Origin of the sequence: Bradyrhizobium sp. HKCCYLRH3099 (assembly GCF_051167855.1) — a bacterium.
Classification (GTDB): Bacteria; Pseudomonadota; Alphaproteobacteria; order Rhizobiales; family Xanthobacteraceae; genus Bradyrhizobium.
In genome coordinates, this window is record NZ_JBNPTW010000023.1 from 1 (window position 1) to 17,520 (window position 17,520).

Sequence of the window (17,520 nt, forward strand, 5' to 3'; positions counted from 1 at the left end):
CAAGCTCAAGCGCGCCGGTTGGAGCGATGACTTCTTTTTCGAACTCCTCAGTCACGTGCGATAGCCCTGCCCGCAAGCGGGAGAGGGAGCGGACCGCTGGCGTGGCCAGCATCTCGGCTCAAACTCTCTCAACGGGGCGGTCACCCTCTCCATGAACACGCCGGTTGGCGTGTTCATGGTCGATGTGCAGGACCCACTTGGGTGCCAGAACCTCATGGTGGGGAGCGCCGCGCCCGGGCCGAACGGTCGCGGCAGATCTCAAACGCGGCGCGTCTCGAACCATGAGGCCGAGATGGTGCGGTTACATTCTTGGGAGACGGAATGGTGCTGCCGGACAGGATTGAACTGTGAATTCTGTCAGGTGACCTACTGAAATCATTGGCGATTTTCGCCTCGCCGGTCGCCGCCGTGTATCACCTCCGGGGACACTTGTCACTCCGTTCCAAGAGCGTGTCAGACGGGTCTCGAAGCTTATGTCGAGCTTTCGGGCAGAGCGGATCGGGTGATGGGAGCATGTCTCATAGACACGATTTGCTGACGAAACTTTTCCTTTGGTGGGGACTTGAACGAAACATCAACCTATAATAATTATAGGTCTATGAGCGCATCGGAGCCACCCTCAGCGGAACCTATAATCGTATGCTCCCGGCCGAAGACGGCGGAAGTTATACCTATTAGGACGCGCGAAGTTACAATCGAGCAGCCGGCTAATCTCAACCGGGCGGATGCTTTGAAGTTGATTCGTGCTCTGGCGGTGGACACCGAGCGCATCGTGGTCATCCCGTATGGCCGCAAGAAGGCTGGTCGCCGTGGTGTTACTCGGCGACAAATTGAACTCTGTATTCAAAGGGGGACGCCAACTGAGGGTCCCTTCGTAAACCCTCATGGCAACTGGCAAATGAATCTGTATCGACACGCAGCCGGGGAAGAACTGACTTGTGTTGTGGCTATCGATTGGCCGTCACAAGTGCTCGTCATCAACGCATTCTGAAAGGAGGCAGCTATGTATCACTACAAAGAGAGCGGCCTCGACAACATCTACCTGGAGAACGGCTATCGCATTCAGAAGACTCCCTATGGAAATGGCGTCTCCATCGTAGACACCGAGGGTCTGCATAGAGTCATTGGACAAGGCCTAATCAACGTACAGAAGCCCTTGAACGGGGCGGAGCTGCGTTTCCTCCGACTTGAGATGGATACGACGCAAAAGGATTTGGCCGCGATGCTCGGAACTACAGAGCAGTCGTTGCGTCTTTGGGAGAAGAATCGGACGAAGTCGCTTCCGGGAAGCTCGGATAGACTTCTACGAGCCCTCTATGCCGACTACATTGGAGGCAAAGGTTCTGTCCGGCGCATGCTGCGGCGCCTCTCCGACATGCGAGAGCACGAACAGTCCTCGACCTTTTTTCAAGATAAGGGAAAGGGTTGGTTGCCTCGTGATGAGGACCCGCCGACTGCTCAGGCGCAAGCCTGAGTGTGGCGACACAAGAAATGAAGCCGCCAGGTGGTCAGACCTGACGGCTTCTGAAACCGCCCCGAGTGGTCGAGAGCCGACTTGGGACAGGCCCGATAAGGCGGACCGATAGAAGTCGATCCGTTGCCTGCGGTCAATGGCTCTCAGCAAAAAACAAGAGAGAATTGACATATGGCTAAGATACTCAAACCGGGTCAAGAGGCTCCGCGTTCTGGTCAGTACGAGCAAATTGGACCGCGCGGCGGCCGAACGGGTGAGGAGCGGACTGTAACGAGGCGCGAGCCACTGCCTCCGACGCCAAAACCGGGAATGGGGTACGTTCTCGTAGACCCCACAAAGCACGAAAGTGGTCGATAGGTGAGCGTCATGTCAACTTGGCAAGTCGCTCTCGTTCGCGAGCAGGGGGTGGAGTTCGGCGTGGTCGTTGTGAATGATCACGTCATCGACAGTCCGGGCGAACGTGAGAGTCTATTGAGAAGTTGGACACTTCAACTTCAGCGGCCTGTTGCCCTCCTCGGCGCACACAGACACCGCTCCTACGGGCGTCGCGATCTTGTTGATTGGCTGAGCAGTGTAGATGCGTCTAGGCTACCTTGGCGTCAATTGACGGTAAGCTGAGCACTTCGTGCTGTCGGCAGATGGAGACTAAAAATGGAGCGAAATCGGATGATCAAGCTCGGCCAGAAGTGGCCTGGCGATCTGTTCGACAATACATTCTGGATAGGCGTAGATCCCATGAATAGTTCTGTCCAACACGAAGATGGTCTCGTACTCGTGGGGAGAGAATGCCGATCTTATGCTGAGCTAGAGATGCTGGCGAGTGAGATTCGGAGCGAACTCGACGCTGTTCTCAACGAGGCGCGTATCCGACTTCGAAAGTCGGAGCCGAGCCCGTTCGAAGGAGGCGGTGGATTCCAAACTCGGGTAGTACCGATGAGGTCGGGACGGTAGCAAGCCATGGTCGAGCAGAGGTTCCGTGTTCAAATATACAGCTGGGATCAGCAGGGGCGCTTGTCCTTGGGTGATCCCAGTGACGTATTCGCGTCAGACATGGACTGCGCAGCTACGAAAGCAATCGGTACAAAAGCCCTACGTATCGGTTCAATCGGGAGTTTGGCCGCCAAAGTATGGGATATGGGCGGCAACATTCGACGCTACTATCGAGGATAAAATGATCTCGGTTTGGTTTGTTACGAAATCTCGCGGGCTGCCTGACCGCACAATGCCTTCGTGCCAATTCAAATCGGCTGACGATGTGGTCCGAATGATTGTCGATCTTAAGGCAGGACGGCTTGGCGATGGCCACTACATGCGCATCAGTGCGCCTGGCGGCTACCTCAGCCATCGAGACCAAGTGCGCCTGCAGCGGGCCGGCGCCGAGGAAGCCTTTTCGTTTGTGTCGGATGAAAGTCGTGCAGCGCCACTGGAATGCTGAACGAAGTTTGAGGATTAGAACAAGGCGAGTTTCCCTCGGATCCCCATAAGCTCGCGCTGTTGCTCGACCGTTCGATCGAATGTCGAAAGGGCCGCCTCTGCGTAGGTCTGATATTTGTAGAAGTCGAATTTCCTGCCAGCCCACAGTTGCTGTGCCGCCGGTTCGCGCGGCTCCGCCTCTTTGAAGCGGAGGTCGAGGAACGCTGCCAATGCCATTCGATAGAGCACCGGGGCATAATCTACTAAGAAGCGTTTGGATGGCATGATGACGAGCTGGACATCAGAGATTTTGTTGCCATGCAGATAGTCGTTTCGTGCGGTGTTCATGCGCGAGTAGATTGCGCAACCGAGGACGCGCGGGCGCCGGGCGTGGACAGGTGCCATGCAAGGGTGACGCGCTTCACGGCAAGCAACGGAGTGCCAATCGGCTTTCTCTAGAAGGTCGTAAACTTGAAGCAGCCCCGACTGACCTTCCTCGGGATGTGCCAAAATCTCAAACGCGCTAACCCATAGGGAGATTGAGCGACCTGAGTCATACGGGGTGAAGTCGCCATGCGATGGAAGTTGGGCGGCAGCATTCGCCGTGTTCAATGACCGGAACAGCGCCACGTCGCTCCACTCGGGCTTCTCAGCCGTGAAGCGGCGTTTGAAGCGCACCATCAATTCCTTATGAAGCGTTTGGTCGATAGCGGCTGGATCGATGATCTCTTGGTTGAGGCCCGGGTACGTCTGGCCCTTTAGTAACTTGGGCTCGTGCAGCCCAAAGATCGCCGCGCTTCTCATTACCACGTATTCATAGTTCTTATCGAGCATCCAGGGGTAGATGTTGAACCAGTTGGAAAAGCGCATCTTGAATTGGCTTTCCCTGGCCAAAATCTTAGCTTGATATTGCGGTATGACGGACAATGCTAATGCATCACGAAAGGCCGATAGAGCTTCCGTGTTGCGGTACGTTTCAGGCCCGTCGGTGTTCCACATCAAGATGCTTGGCTCAATTTGAGCTCCAAACTCCGTAGTAAATTGATTCAGTAGGCCCTTAAAGTTCGGGTGGCTTTCGGCCAACGCCTTCACTCGGGCATCGTCCGCGTAGGCCAATGCTAGGTGGGCAATCTCCACCGGACGCGTAACCCGTAGCGATGGGAAGGCATACATCGGAAGCCAGGACGCCATCGTGAGCCTCAGTCTTCATTTGGTCCCGTCGAAGCGATACTTACGACTGCGAAGGTCGAAGGCAGCCTGTCCGCCTTCCATGATATGCGTGATCATGAAGCGGACATCCGCCGTCTCTATCGCGCCGTCTACGGCGATCTCGACCGGTGGGTTTTCGGGCTGGCTGCCCATGACCGCATCGCCAGCCTTCAGTGAGATCACTTTATCCGCGTCACCATTGACTACAATATTGGGATTGTGGGTCGTGAAAATCAGTTGACGCCTGCCCTTCGATCGCCGAATTAGCTCGACGATTTTCATAATCACACGATTGTCTAAATCGTCCTCCGGTTGGTCGATGATGAGAGTGCCGGCGGCCTGATTCAATAGTAGCTCTAAAAGCGCGGATGCCTGCTGCCCCGGCGACGCCTTAGCGAACGGCATGTCTCTCCCATCATCTGAGTAAGTCATGATGACATAGTCATCTGGTACGGACGCAAGAATTGCGCTGAGCGTGGCATCGGTGATGTTTTGGTAAATCCGCTGCAGCTGCCGCGGTGTAATCCTGCCCTCTATCGCTAGGAATTCCCGCAAGGCGCCGGCGACTGTCTCAGTGGGTTCGGTTGGCTTTCCAGAATTTATGATGGTTTGATACAGCGAAACCGCGCCTTCGCATATTTTTGTCCACGCCGTTTGATCGGCGCTGATCGCTGATCGAATCCAGGAATCGATCCGAGATTCGGCATCTGGGACATGAGCGCCTAACGTAAGGGCCGATATCGCGGCAATGTATTCCTTTGGTGCCGGGTCGCGCTTGAGGCGGGCTTTTAGCATATTACTCTTGTCGACAACCCTATCGGCCGCCGTGTTCAGCACTGCCCGTCGCTCCACTATCAGGCTAGCGAGCTTCTGTCGCGCGTCTTCGAAGGCGTCGATAGAGGTCTGAGTTGACATCAGTCGCGCTGTCAGGTCACCCTCGGCCTGCTCGGCAGAGTTTAACTCCTCTCGCAGCCGGCTATTGTCGGTCAAGAGTGTTTTGTGTGCCTCTTGCTGCGCCTCGGCGCCAGCGTAGAGTTCATGAAATTCAGTCTGCCGGGTTGCAAAATGAGACGCTACCTCTCCGTGATATTGTCCGAGCCGAACCAACTCTTCTCTGGCCCCTTCAAGTTGTGCCAGAAGGCGCTCTCGGGTGCGAATGACGGCCTCGCCAAGCGTCGCCAGTTCTGGGAACGTGGCGACGTCGGCAAATTGCTCCATCGGCATTGGAAGAGGAGAGATGATGATCGTGTTGATTCGATTTCGCTCGGCTTCGATGGCCTTTTGGAGCTGCTGAAGATATGCGCTGCCTCGTGAATGGCGCGGCGCATCAGCAATGATTGCTAAGTCGCCGGCCGAAACGCCACTTTCTTCAAGTCGCTTGTTTACATTATCAATGCGCTTTTTAATGTCTTGCGCCCAAGCTTTCGTTCGAGCGAGATCGTAGGCGCATTGCCAGTGCGCTGCCACGCGTTGAAATGTCGTTGCGACGTCGCGTTTGGCATTTGCTATTTCCTGATCAAGTTGGCGTCGCCGATCTAAAGCCTCGGCCGCGACGATGCCGGTGATTTGATCAGCGGCCGAAGCGGGTTCCCGTGTTGTGGTTGACAGCTGCTTCTGGAAGAAGGCTCGGCCTCGGAATCTCCGCCGAGCTTCATCGGGGGTTGCCTTGCTCACGGTGCCATCCGCGTCGACGATGTGAATGGCCTCATCGTGCAGTGTTCGACGCCATACTTCTCGAACGCCCTCGCGCTCAATGACTACAGATACGTATCCATCTGAAGATAGGGTGTCCTCAATTAGTTGCTCTTCGCGCTCGCGACTGCCCGGTCGTCCGAGATCTCGCTCAGTCCTTGCCAACGCAAACCGCAAATACTCAAGAAAGGCGCTCTTGCCCGAGCCGCGTCCACCAATGAACGCGTTGAAGCCTGAGTTGAAACTTGCGGTTATTGGGAGCGGGCCGGTCAATGTAGAAAGGACTGTTAGCTCAACAACTCGTTCTGAGGGTTCGCTCGGAGGGGCATACGCAATTCGTGCTTCATCCGCGATAAGCGCCTGTCGCAATGCTTCAAGCGAATTCTCGCCCATCTTGATGTAACAGTCATGCAGGCCCAGGCGTCTCCACGTTGAGCTGCGATTGTCGCCAGTAGCGACTATGGCCCTTCGGCGCTTCCCCCACTCGGGCACGTCGCCGTATGCCTTTCTCACCGTGTCTGGACTGAGGTCTTGATAGGCCTTTTCAATGTAAACCGCGTCGCAGGGGAGATTGCAAAACCTGAGGTGATGTCCGTTTTCGTTAAGATGTTTATGTGCGCCCGGGTCGCTGAAATGGGGTATCAGCACGCATGCATCACGTAGCAGCCGGTCCTCTGTAACCTCTCTGAACAACTCGGTGATGGTCAGGTTGGCGTTGACAGGTGGCTGCGTCTTAGGAGCGTCCGGCGACGCAATCGACACATCTCGAAGCTTCCCGAGGAAATGGCGCCAGATGTCCGCCTTGGTCAAGGGGTCAAATATAGCGAGGCATTGCGTGTTGTCGTTGCAGGAAACTTCGATGCCGGGGAAGACGGTGACACTGCTGCCCGTTGCAGCCCTTTGAACGTAAGGTACAAAAGTCGCGTCATGATGATCCGTTATTGCGACTGCACCGAGCTTTGCTGCTCTGCACTGCTCTATGAAAGATAGAGCCCAAGCGTCGCGGGCGGCTTCGAGGTCGGCAGCGCCGCCGGGGAGTTGAGGCGCTTCCGTCCACGATTGGTCGCGCGGGCTATGACATTGGAAATCAGTCTTAATCCACAGAGTGCCTGGGTGTTGGCCTTTTGGAAATGCCATTCGCTTCCTCTGGTTCCCCACAATTACTGCAGGAAGGAGCGAAGGATTTCAACCGCGCTTTTGGGGGATCGGTGAGCCATTTCGAGGCGGCAGAGACCTGCGAATGTCTCGCCGCTTTGCGTCAAAAAACACTGATAGAGGCGCAGGAATTAAGATATGCACCGCACCCTGCGCTGAGGGTTGCACCTATAGCCTAGCCAACGTTCGGGCCACCTGTACGGCAGCCCATTTTGTTGAGCCCCGAGGTGTAGGAACGCCCCGGTCTGTCAACGCCCTAGCAAGGCCGCTGAGCGATGTGATGCCGGTGGATTGCAGGTCTCGAATTATGTGAGCAAGGTCCGCCGCCCGCTCATTGGCGCGGGCCACTTGAGTCTCCCTGCCAGCCTTTCTTGCAGCCCGCGTTAGCCGAGTGCCACGGTCGCCGCCGAGCTGCACACCGCGCCTCTTTGCGGCCGCAAGAGCCGCCTTGGTGCGTTCTGATATGGCACGGCGCTCTTCATCCGCCACCATCGCCATGATTCCTACAGTCAGCCGGTTTGCATGCGGCATGTCTGCTGCGACGAAATCCACTCCAGCCTTCTCAAGTCCGAGCAAGAAATGCGCGTCGCGAGACAGCCGATCGAGCTTGGCGATGACGAGTTTGGCCCCGAAGACACGGCATGTCTGTAGGGCCTTGGCGAGTTGCGGGCGGTCGTCATCCCGCTTGCCGCTTTCCACCTCTGTGAATGCTGCGGCAAGAGACCAATTGCCGCCGTTGAGATAGGTCCGCACGGCTTCCTTCTGTGCATCCAAACCAAGGCCTGATCGTCCTTGGCCCTTTGTCGAGACCCGGTAATACGCAACAAACACGCCTTCCGCCATATTTTACAATCCAATCAACGAACGTTGACACAGATGTAAAGCACGCTGCGACTTTGTGCAACGGGTCGGCTGCATCGGCTTCTCTCAGGTCAGCAGCAGCCTATTCGGCCGAGTTCGAGGGCAGGGCGCCATTGTTAACGGTCGGGTGGCGCCGAGGCTGTGCTTTCTCATGCTCATCAGCGCATTCGTCCGTCGAACGGCTCCGCAACAGGGCATCTCTCATCAGGCCGATCGGCGGCGATGGCTGGCGAACTAGCGGAGGTCTCTCCGAGCGAAGCTAGGTGAAACGGGCAAAACGACAGATGAGCCGTCGCGGATGAAGCCGCATTCTCCCGAACGCTTACCGACCCCGGCTGCGCCACGCCCGTGCGCCGCTTGATCAGGGCGTCAGCATCTTGGGCACGGCAGCAGCCGAGGGGCGGTTCGCATGGGCCTCCGATGGCTGTAGCGCATTCGACAAGATGCCCCCCCCTGCACGAGGTCACAGGCAATAGCGGGCCACCGGGCGCGGGGGACATTGGATTCACTTTGCAGTCGATGCACCGGTTCAGAGATTTTCGTCAAAATACCGGACATCGTGGAACACCGTCACGCCGCTCGCAGATCGAAGGGGCCGGCGATGGTGCGGAGGCGAATCGGGTTCGGGGCTGTGCTCGGCTGCAGGCGAGGTAGGTGGCTTCGGAGTGCATGGACCCACCCACGACCAGACAACTGGCACCAATGATAGCGCCGATGCGAAGCCCCTCTCAAGGGGACCTGCATCTCCATCTGCTTGGGTTGGCTTCTATTGGGGATGACTATCGAGGTCCGCCTCAGTGCCCTCTAGATCTCCCCCTATACGACCTCCCTATAGAGGGGGGCTCTAAGTGTTGATGGTGATTGAGGTCAACCTCAGTGCCACCACCCCCCCGCCCTAAGGTCCCACTTCAGTACACTATAGGGTATAACCCCGGATGCTTATGCAGTAGTGCAACCTATATATTAGAGTTGCGCCGCGGGTCTGTGCACGCGTCAGATGTGTGCCGCCTAGGGTGTGGGTGAGGAGGCGTTTGCCGAGACGCGTCAGGCCGCCCAGGAGGCTCGTACAGCCGGTTGGTGTGGCCCCGCGCAAAAAGGGCCAGGGCCGCGGTCGAGCGTCCTCAGGGGGCTTCTAGTCCGCGCCTGTACGACATTGGGGACGCCAGCCCTGTCCCGTATCTCGGGCATCGTGCATCGCCTCAGTTCGCCTCTCCAGCGTCACCTCCGGGTTGATCATTCCGTCCCAGGTTCGATGGTTAGGGCTTCGTCGCTTGTGGCGAGGGCGTAGCGCGGAAACTTTCTCATGGCGGCAGAGCGCGTCTTGAGAGTGACCTTGGTGTATGCCTCGCCTTGGGTCCTCGGGGAGTGGTTCGAGATAGCATCCAGCGTAAGGCTTTCGATGCCCGCCTCTAACCCATAGGATTTGAAGGTGTAGCGCCAAGCGTGGTTGGGTTGGACGTGCGGGTCCTTGACCACGTCACGCACCATGCTCAGGATGCGCTTGTAAACGCCTCCCGCTGGGCCGTCGATCGTGCCGTCCTTGCTGGGGTCGCAGAACAGGTGACCCGTCTTGGCATTGGCCACGAAGGCGATGAACCCGGTGTCGATCAAGTGCTGATGCACGGGCACGTCACAGAACTTGTTATTCTTGATGCTGCCAGCCTCTGGCGTCAGCCTGATCACCCAGCCGACGGCGGGGTCCTTGCGAACGTCCTGCTTCCTCAGCTGGATCATCTCCGCAACCCGGGCCCCCGAATAGGCGCAAAGCCATGGCACCCAACGCTTGGCAGCGGTGGTCTTCGGGCTCTCTCGCTCCGAGCCGACGATGGCGGCGGCGGTTTGGAGAATCTTCGCGGCTTCGTCGGGCAGGAAATACTTCTCCCGAACCTCCGCGGTGTTCCGCTTGGTCTTGATGGACGTCCGCTCGGTGGGATTGGCTGAGAGCCAGCCGCGCTCAGCGCCCCAGCTAAAGACGTTGCTGAAAGACGTGATGTCGCTGTCGTTGATTGTCTTGATGCTGATCTTGTTCGCAAGCCGATGGTCGCGCCAGCGAATGATGTCCTGTTTGGTCACTCGCCCTGCATCATCATGTTCGAGGAACTCAATTAGCTTCTCAAACCGTTGCTTGATGCGTTTCGCGTCGCGGTCCTTAACGCCCCGATCAGGTGCCGCTTTGTGCCACGCCTCCACCAGCGCGGTGAGGGATCGTCCGCTGGCCGCTTTCGGCTGCTGATCTTCGTATCGCGGGAAGCGCTTTGCATATTCATCGGGAGTGAAGTCGCCGTCGGCATTTTGCGATAGCTTCTTCGCGGCTGCGGGGAGATCAACGGAGGCCCGTTGAATGAGCTTCCACCGGCTTTCGCTGTCGGTGTGAATGCCGCGTCGTGCGAGGAATGTATCGGTCAACTTGCCAAGAAGCTGCTCCAGAGAGGCGCGGCGACGGTCCTCCGGTGACCTGTGAATGCCGATTGCGGCAACGAGGCCCTCTTCGCCCTTTTGGGCCCGCTCGATCTTCTGCGCGGCTCGCAGCCAAAGGTCAGCACCGACGACGGGGTCGTCCTCCAAGCCGTCAGCAAATGCTCGGTACAGCTCACCCGAGAGGGCGCTGATCTGCTTGACCGACAGCGGCTTGGGGCCAGCGCGGAGCGCTGCGATCGTGCGCTCGACCTCCGCCGCGACCTCGGGACATTTTGCTTTCGCTGCCGCGCGGTCTGCCGTTTTGAGGGAGATGCTGATCTGATCCTTGTACCAGTTCGGCGGGCGCTGCTCCTTGGGGAGCTTGGCAAGGATCGCTTGAACGTCGGGCGGGATTCGCTTGCGGAAGTACCAATTCTCGGAACCGGGACGCTTAGTCGGGCAGGCCATTCTCAAAACCATCGTGCAACACCTGTGTGTATCAGGCGCAGCGCGAAAATCTCAACATGCTCAGTAAGTTGTTGATGTCACAGGGACAACAATGGTGCTGCCGGACAGGATTGAACTGTCGACCTCTCCCTTACCAAGGGAGTGCTCTACCACTGAGCTACGGCAGCAGGAACGCGACGGGGGCCGGCCCGAAGGCCGCGCCCGAACGCGGGCGGTTCTTGCCACAAGGTCCGGACATGCGCAAGCGCGGCTCGCCCGGTTTTCGGGGAAAGACGCAGATGCTTTTCGCCGAAACGGTGCGAAGGACCCCCGAATCGGTCCGAAATTGCCGGTTCGGCCCGCGATTCTCGCTCCTGGCCATCGGAAGGGGCGGAATGAACGTGGTGGCCCGGCAACTCCCCATCCGGGCAGGCGACGCGGCCCGCAGCGGAACTTACCGTCTGCGGCGCATCGCCTCTTGGCTTTCGCGTCCGCAACATCAATTGTGCCCTCGTGGCGCGGGACGGTACCTGGCGGGGAGATCTTCGCCTCTCGGGCCGTGCGCTTCCTCCTCCGCAAGCCGGGCGAGGCAAGTGCTGCGCAAGCCGCGATAGCTCGCACGATGTAGCGCGGGGAAGGGGATGACAGATCAGACCAGCAGGCCGGCGGCAAAGGGCGCACGCGAGGAGCGGCTGAAGCAGGCGCTGCGCGAGAACCTGAAGCGGCGCAAGGCGCAGAGCCGGGAGCGGAGCCAGGCGGCTGTCGAGAAGGACAGGGTCGATGCCGCTCCTGTCGACAGCTCCGATGATTCGAAGCGGTGAGACGAGTGCAGCGGGGAGCGTGATGACGGTGACTGACGGGACGACGGCGAGTGAAGCGACCCAGCGCGCGGAGCTGGCGAAAACCTTTGCCCGATTCGAACAGACGTTCCCTGAGCTGACGCCGGCCGAGATTGCGCGGCTGCGCGGCTTCGGCGAGATCCGCACCTATCGCGATGGCGAGTGCCTGTTCGAGACCGGCAAGCCCGGCCCCGGCATGTTCGTCATTCTGAAGGGCCACGTCGCAATCACCCAGCGCGATGGCCTCGGCCACGTCACTCCGGTCATCGATCAGGGGCCTGGGCAGTTTCTTGCCGAGATCGCCCAGCTCTCGGGGCGCGTCGCGCTGGTCGACGGCCATGCCGAGGGCGAGGTCGAGGTCATCCTGATTCCGCCGGACAAGCTGCGCGCGCTGCTGATCGCCGAGGCCGAACTCGGCGAGCGAATCATGCGGGCGCTGATCCTGCGCCGGGTGAATCTCATTCAGGGCGGCGCCGGCGGCCCGGTCATGATCGGCCCGCCGCAATCGGCCGCGATTGCGCGGCTGCAGAGCTTTCTCACCCGCAACGGCTTTCCGCACCATCTGCTCGATCCCGCTGTCGATCACGACGCGGCCGACCTGATCGCGCGCTATTCGCCGACGCCGGCCGAGCTGCCGCTGGTCGTGGTGTCCGACGGCAGCGTGCTGCGCAATCCGAGCGAGACCGAGCTCGCGCGCGCCATCGGCATGATCGGCGGTCCGCGCGGCGAGAAGGTCTATGACGTCGCCGTCGTCGGCTGCGGACCGGCGGGGCTCGCGACCGCCGTGTACGGCGCGTCGGAAGGTCTGTCGGTCGCGGTGCTGGATCAGCGTGCCTTCGGCGGCCAGGCCGGCGCCAGCGCCCGCATCGAGAATTATTTTGGTTTTCCCACCGGCATTACCGGCCTCGCGCTGACCGCGCGCGCCTTCAACCAGGCGCAGAAATTCGGCGCCGAGATCATGATTCCAGTGTCGGTGACGGCGCTCGATTGCGAGCGCAAGAACGGCGCCTTCGTGCTGGCGCTGGAGGGCGGCGACGAGGTGCGTGCGCGATCGATCGTGGTCGCCAGCGGCGCGCGCTATCGGCGTCCGGATCTCGACCGTCTCAAGGAGTTCGAGGGCCGCGGCGTCTGGTACTGGGCCTCGCCGATCGAGGCGCGGCTGTGCGCGGGCCGCGAGGTCGCGCTGGTCGGCGGCGGCAACTCGGCCGGCCAGGCCGCGGTGTTTCTTTCGGGACACGTCAAGAAGGTGCGGATGATTGTCCGCGGCGGCGGCCTTGCCGCGTCGATGTCGCGCTATCTGATCGAGCGCATCGAGGCGACGCCGAACATCGAGCTCTTGTTCAACACCGAGGTGGTCGCGCTCGACGGCGGCGCCGATATGGGGCTTGAGCGCATCACGCTGAAGAGCCGGCTGTCGGGCGAGGAGACGCCGGCGGAGATCAGCAACCTGTTTCTGTTCGTCGGCGCCGATCCGGCGACCGGCTGGCTCGGCGATTGCGGCGTGACGCTCGACCGCGCTGGCTTCGTCGTGACCGGCGCGCAGTCGGAGCAGAATTCCGGGCGGATGGTGTCGCCGCTGGAGACCTCGGTCCCCGGTGTCTTCGCCGTGGGCGATGTCCGGTCCGGCTCGGTCAAGCGGGTCGGCGGCGCGATCGGCGAGGGCGCCCAGGTGGTGGCGGCGCTGCACGGCTTTCTCGCCGATCCCCTGGTGCCGCCGGTCTGATCGCCGAGAGCACGGTCAGGGGATGACGAGCTGCATGATGCGACCTGCCGTTGCGAACTCATCAAATCGCCGTAATGTCGGTCCTGTTGCGCCCATCTCAGCCCGATTTCCCGGCCAGCTCCCATAGGACCAGCATGGATCGCATTCGCATCGTCGGCGGCAAACCGCTTCACGGCATCATCCCGATTTCGGGCGCGAAGAACGCTGCCCTGCCGCTGATGATCGCGGGCCTGCTGACGCCGGAGACGCTGATCCTCGACAACGTCCCCCGCCTGGCCGACGTCGCGCAGCTGCAGCGCATTCTCGGCAATCACGGCGTGGACATCATGTCCGTCGGCAAGCGCCCGGGCGATGGCCAGTACCAGGGCCAGACCCTGCAGATCTCCGCGGCCAACATCATCGACACCACCGCGCCTTATGAACTCGTGTCGCGGATGCGCGCCAGCTTCTGGGTGATCGCGCCGCTGCTGGCGCGCATGCACGAGGCGCGGGTGTCGCTGCCCGGTGGCTGCGCCATCGGCACGCGGCCGGTGGATCTGCTGATCATGGCGCTTACGAGGCTCGGCGCCAGCATCGAGATCGACGCCGGCTATGTCGTCGCCAAGGCGCCGGGTGGCCTGCGCGGCGGCACGATCGATTTTCCCAAGGTCACCGTCGGCGGCACCCATGTCGCGGTCATGGCGGCGGCGCTCGCCAAGGGCACGACAATCATCACCAACGCGGCCTGCGAGCCGGAGATCACCGATCTCGCCGACTGCCTCAACAAGATGGGCGCGCGCATCACCGGCGCTGGCACGCCTGTGATCGAGATCGAGGGCGTGGCGTCTCTGCACGGCGCGCGGCATACGGTGCTGCCTGACCGTATCGAAGCCGGCACCTACGCGATCGCCACCGCGATGACCGGCGGCGACGTCCAACTCGCCGGCGCGCGGCCGGAGCTGCTGCAATCTGCGCTCGACGTGCTGGCGGAAGCCGGCGCCGAGATCACGAGCAATGCGGAGGGTATCCGTGTTGTCCGCAACGGCCACGGCATCCGCCCGGTGCAGGTCACGACCGCGCCGTTTCCCGGCTTCCCCACCGATCTCCAGGCCCAGCTCATGGCACTGATGGTCCGCGCGCAGGGCGCATCCGCCATCACCGAGACCATCTTCGAGAACCGTTTCATGCATGTCCAGGAACTCGCCCGCTTCGGCGCGCGTATCAGTCTGGACGGCGAGACCGCGCGGATCGAGGGCATCTCGACCCTCCGCGGCGCGCCCGTGATGGCGACCGACCTGCGCGCCTCGGTCTCGCTGGTGATTGCCGGGCTCGCGGCAGAGGGCGAGACCATGATCAACCGCGTGTACCATCTCGATCGCGGCTTCGAGCGGCTGGAGGACAAGCTGCAGGCCTGCGGGGCCACGATCGAGCGCATCCGCGAATGAGATGAGGATGATGTCGTGACCGACCGGCTCAAACTGATCGCGCTCGACGCCGACGATCTCGCCGTGATCTCGGCCCACGTGCAGGATGCGCGGGTGCAGCCGGCGGATATCATCTGGCGCCAGGCCGAGAAGCGGCTGGTCATCGGCATGAATCGGCTCGACTGGGACCAGGCCTTGCACGGCGAGGCCGAACCTCGCCGCCTGCTTGCCGCCTTGCGCTTCGACCGCGTGCTCGCCTGCAAGTCGCGCCGCATCGACCTCGCCGCGCCCGATGCCGCGCTGGAGCTGATCGGCATCGAATTCCATCCGGGCACCGACGCGCCCGCCGGCAGCGCGCTTCTGCTGTTCTCCCATGGCGGCGCGCTGCGGCTCGATGTCGAATGCCTGGAATGCGAGCTGACCGATCTCGGTGCCGACGATCTCGGCACCTCCGACGACGTGCCGCCGCTGACCGGGTAGGGGCCGGTTCAAAGGGTTGACGGCCCCGCGCTGCCGCGCCATTGAGCAGGGGGTCTGGGGCAGCCACCCCTTCGGAAAGTGCCAGAGATGCCCATTCGCCTGTCCCGCGCTCACGCCGGTTTCGACACCCAGTTTCGGCAGTTTCTCGCCGCCAAGCGCGAGACCTCCGCCGACGTCGAAGCCGCCGCCCGCGCCATCGTCGACGACGTCGCCAGGCGCGGCGATGCGGCGCTGCTCGAGGCGACGGCCAAGTTCGACCGGCTGGAGCTGACCGCCGCCACGCTGCGCGTCACGCCAGATGAAATCCAAGCCGCGGTGAAGGCCTGCGACACGGCAACCGTCGATGCACTCAAGTTCGCCCGCGACCGCATCGAGGCGTTCCACCTCAAGCAGCTTCCGCAGGACCAGCGCTTCACCGATGCCGCCGGCGTCGAGCTCGGCTGGCGCTGGAGCGCGATCGAATCCGCCGGTCTCTATGTGCCCGGCGGCACCGCGGCCTATCCGTCCTCGGTGCTGATGAACGCCATTCCCGCCAAGGTCGCCGGCGTCGGCCGGCTCGTCATGGTGGTGCCGGCGCCCGACGGCAGGCTCAACCCGCTGGTGCTGGCCGCCGCGCATCTCGGCGGCGTCTCCGAGATCTACCGCGTCGGCGGCGCGCAGGCCGTGGCCGCGCTGGCGCATGGCACCGCGACGATTGCCCCCGTTGCCAAGATCGTCGGCCCGGGCAATGCCTATGTCGCCGCCGCCAAGCGGCTGGTGTTTGGCAAGGTCGGCATCGACATGATCGCCGGCCCCTCCGAGGTGCTGGTGATCGCCGACGACAGCGGCAATGCCGACTGGATCGCCGCCGATTTGCTCGCCCAGGCCGAGCACGATGCCAGCGCGCAATCGATTTTGATCACCGACAGCCGCCGCCTCGCGGACGACGTCGCCCGCGCCGTCGAGGGCCAGCTCAAGACGCTGCCCCGCGCCGAGATCGCCGGCGCGTCCTGGGCCGATTTCGGCGCCATCATCGAGGTCGACACCCTCGACCAGGCCGTGCCGCTGGCGGACGCCATCGCCGCCGAGCACCTTGAGATTATGACCGCCGATCCCGATGCGTTCGCGGCCAAGGTCCGCAATGCCGGCGCCATCTTCCTCGGCGCGCACACGCCGGAGGCGATCGGCGACTATGTCGGCGGCTCCAATCACGTGCTGCCCACCGCGCGCTCGGCGCGGTTCTCCTCCGGGCTCGGCGTGCTCGACTTCATGAAGCGCACGTCGCTGTTGAAATGCGGCCCGGAGCAGTTGCGCGCGCTGGGGCCAGCGGCGATGACTCTGGGCAAGGCCGAGGGTCTCGACGCCCATTCACGCTCCGTGGGAATACGCCTCAATCTGCCATGACCCAGCACCCGCCAGGCGACGACCGGACCAATCGCATCGTGGCGGTGACGCTCGACGAGGAGTCGATCGGCCGCTCCGGTCCGGACATCGAGCATGAGCGGGCGATCGCGATCTACGACCTCGTCGAGGAGAACCTGTTCGCGCCCGAGGGCGCCGACGGCGCCGGTCCCTTCACCTTGCATCTCGGCATCACCGCCAACCGGCTGATGTTCGACATCCGCCGCGAGGACGGCACCCCCGTCGTCACGCATCTCTTGTCGCTGTCGCCGTTCCGGCGGATCGTGAAGGACTATTTCATGATCTGCGACAGCTACTACCAGGCGATCCGCACCGCGACGCCCGACAAGATCGAGGCGATCGACATGGGCCGCCGCGGCATCCATGACGAGGGCTCGCGCACCCTGCAGGAGCGGCTCAAGGGCAAGGTGCGGGTCGATTTCGAGACCTCGCGCCGGCTGTTCACCCTCATCACGGTGCTGCACTGGAAGGGCGAGGGCCAGTGACGCCGCGCGCTCGCCTCCGCGCGTCCTGCCGTCCGGCCAAGGACGCCTAGAATCATGGCCGAGGGGCCGCCGCGCGCGCGCCAGCCGCAGGCGGTGCTGTTCGCCTGCGGGCAGAACAGCGTGCGCTCGCCGATGGCCGAAAGCCTGCTGCGCCAGATGTTTCCGCACGCGCTCTATGTCCGCTCCGCCGGCGTCAAGAAGGGCGAGCTCGACCCGTTCGCGGTCTCCGTGATGGCCGAGCTCGGCCAGGACATCTCGCAGCACAAGCCCACCACCTTCGAGGAGCTCGAGGACTGGGAGGGCCTGAACTTCGACCTCATCATCACGCTCTCTCCGGAAGCGCACCACAAGGCCCTCGAGCTGACCCGCACCATCGCCGCCGACGTCGAATATTGGCCGACGCCCGATCCGACCACGACCGACGGCAACCGCGAGCAGAAGCTGTCGGCCTATCGCGAGGTCCTCGACGGCCTGTTCACGCGCATCCGCAAGCGCTTCGCCAAGCCCGGTCCGGCAGGTCTGTAGTTCCAAGTTCCCCCCG

The 17,520-nt window shown here is 61.8% G+C and carries 12 protein-coding genes and 1 tRNA gene; 8 read left to right on the forward strand and 5 right to left on the reverse strand.

All coding sequences use genetic code 11. The features are described 5' to 3' along the window. Nucleotides 1-1,003: 1,003 nt before the first annotated feature. Complete coding sequence (locus ACQR1Y_RS30690; RefSeq protein ID WP_434879488.1) at nt 1,004-1,474, forward strand: helix-turn-helix domain-containing protein; 471 nt, start codon at nt 1,004-1,006, stop codon at nt 1,472-1,474. Nucleotides 1,475-2,923: 1,449 nt separating this feature from the next. Here the strand turns inward: ACQR1Y_RS30690 and ACQR1Y_RS30695 are convergent. From ACQR1Y_RS30695 to ACQR1Y_RS30715, 5 genes are all read right to left on the reverse strand, one after another. Continuing rightward, entirely contained in the window at nt 2,924-4,078 is a 1,155-nt protein-coding gene (locus ACQR1Y_RS30695) for a hypothetical protein (protein WP_434879487.1), read from the reverse strand. Between the two features lie 15 nt (nt 4,079-4,093). Then, nucleotides 4,094-6,925, reverse strand: a complete 2,832-nt coding sequence (locus tag ACQR1Y_RS30700; RefSeq protein ID WP_434879486.1) for a TrlF family AAA-like ATPase — start codon at nt 6,923-6,925, stop codon at nt 4,094-4,096. Nucleotides 6,926-7,111: 186 nt separating this feature from the next. After that, a complete protein-coding gene (locus ACQR1Y_RS30705; protein WP_434879485.1) occupies nt 7,112-7,786 on the reverse strand; it encodes a recombinase family protein in 675 nt (224 codons plus the stop codon). A gap of 1,251 nt (nt 7,787-9,037) precedes the next feature. Then, nucleotides 9,038-10,669 carry a phage integrase gene (locus ACQR1Y_RS30710; protein WP_434879484.1) on the reverse strand — a complete coding sequence of 544 codons (1,632 nt, stop codon included), beginning with the start codon at nt 10,667-10,669 and terminating at the stop codon, nt 9,038-9,040. Nucleotides 10,670-10,761: 92 nt separating this feature from the next. Then, a tRNA-Thr gene (locus tag ACQR1Y_RS30715) sits at nt 10,762-10,836 on the reverse strand. Between the two features lie 453 nt (nt 10,837-11,289). Between ACQR1Y_RS30715 and ACQR1Y_RS30720 the strand changes: the two genes are divergently transcribed. The 7 genes from ACQR1Y_RS30720 to ACQR1Y_RS30750 all read left to right on the forward strand — a co-directional run bounded on the left by ACQR1Y_RS30720 (nt 11,290) and on the right by ACQR1Y_RS30750 (nt 17,504). Beyond that, the gene (locus tag ACQR1Y_RS30720) at nt 11,290-11,469 is read left to right on the forward strand and encodes a hypothetical protein (RefSeq protein WP_434859692.1); all 180 of its coding nucleotides are present in this window, start codon (nt 11,290-11,292) and stop codon (nt 11,467-11,469) included. A 22-nt stretch (nt 11,470-11,491) separates the two neighbouring features. Further along, entirely contained in the window at nt 11,492-13,210 is a 1,719-nt protein-coding gene (locus ACQR1Y_RS30725) for an FAD-dependent oxidoreductase (protein ID WP_434879483.1), read from the forward strand. A 134-nt stretch (nt 13,211-13,344) separates the two neighbouring features. Beyond that, nucleotides 13,345-14,634: a UDP-N-acetylglucosamine 1-carboxyvinyltransferase gene (gene murA / locus ACQR1Y_RS30730; protein WP_434879482.1), complete on the forward strand. Its 1,290-nt coding sequence runs from the start codon at nt 13,345-13,347 to the stop codon at nt 14,632-14,634. Between the two features lie 15 nt (nt 14,635-14,649). After that, entirely contained in the window at nt 14,650-15,093 is a 444-nt protein-coding gene (locus tag ACQR1Y_RS30735) for a DUF2948 family protein (protein ID WP_434879481.1), read from the forward strand. An 87-nt stretch (nt 15,094-15,180) separates the two neighbouring features. Then, complete coding sequence (hisD, locus tag ACQR1Y_RS30740; protein ID WP_434879480.1) at nt 15,181-16,476, forward strand: histidinol dehydrogenase; 1,296 nt, start codon at nt 15,181-15,183, stop codon at nt 16,474-16,476. Next, complete coding sequence (locus tag ACQR1Y_RS30745; protein ID WP_015663966.1) at nt 16,473-16,979, forward strand: UPF0262 family protein; 507 nt, start codon at nt 16,473-16,475, stop codon at nt 16,977-16,979. The genes hisD and ACQR1Y_RS30745 overlap by 4 nt, the downstream gene beginning before the upstream one ends. 54 nt (nt 16,980-17,033) lie before the next feature. Beyond that, complete coding sequence (locus ACQR1Y_RS30750; protein WP_434859697.1) at nt 17,034-17,504, forward strand: low molecular weight phosphatase family protein; 471 nt, start codon at nt 17,034-17,036, stop codon at nt 17,502-17,504. The last annotated feature ends 16 nt before the right edge of the window (nt 17,505-17,520 follow it).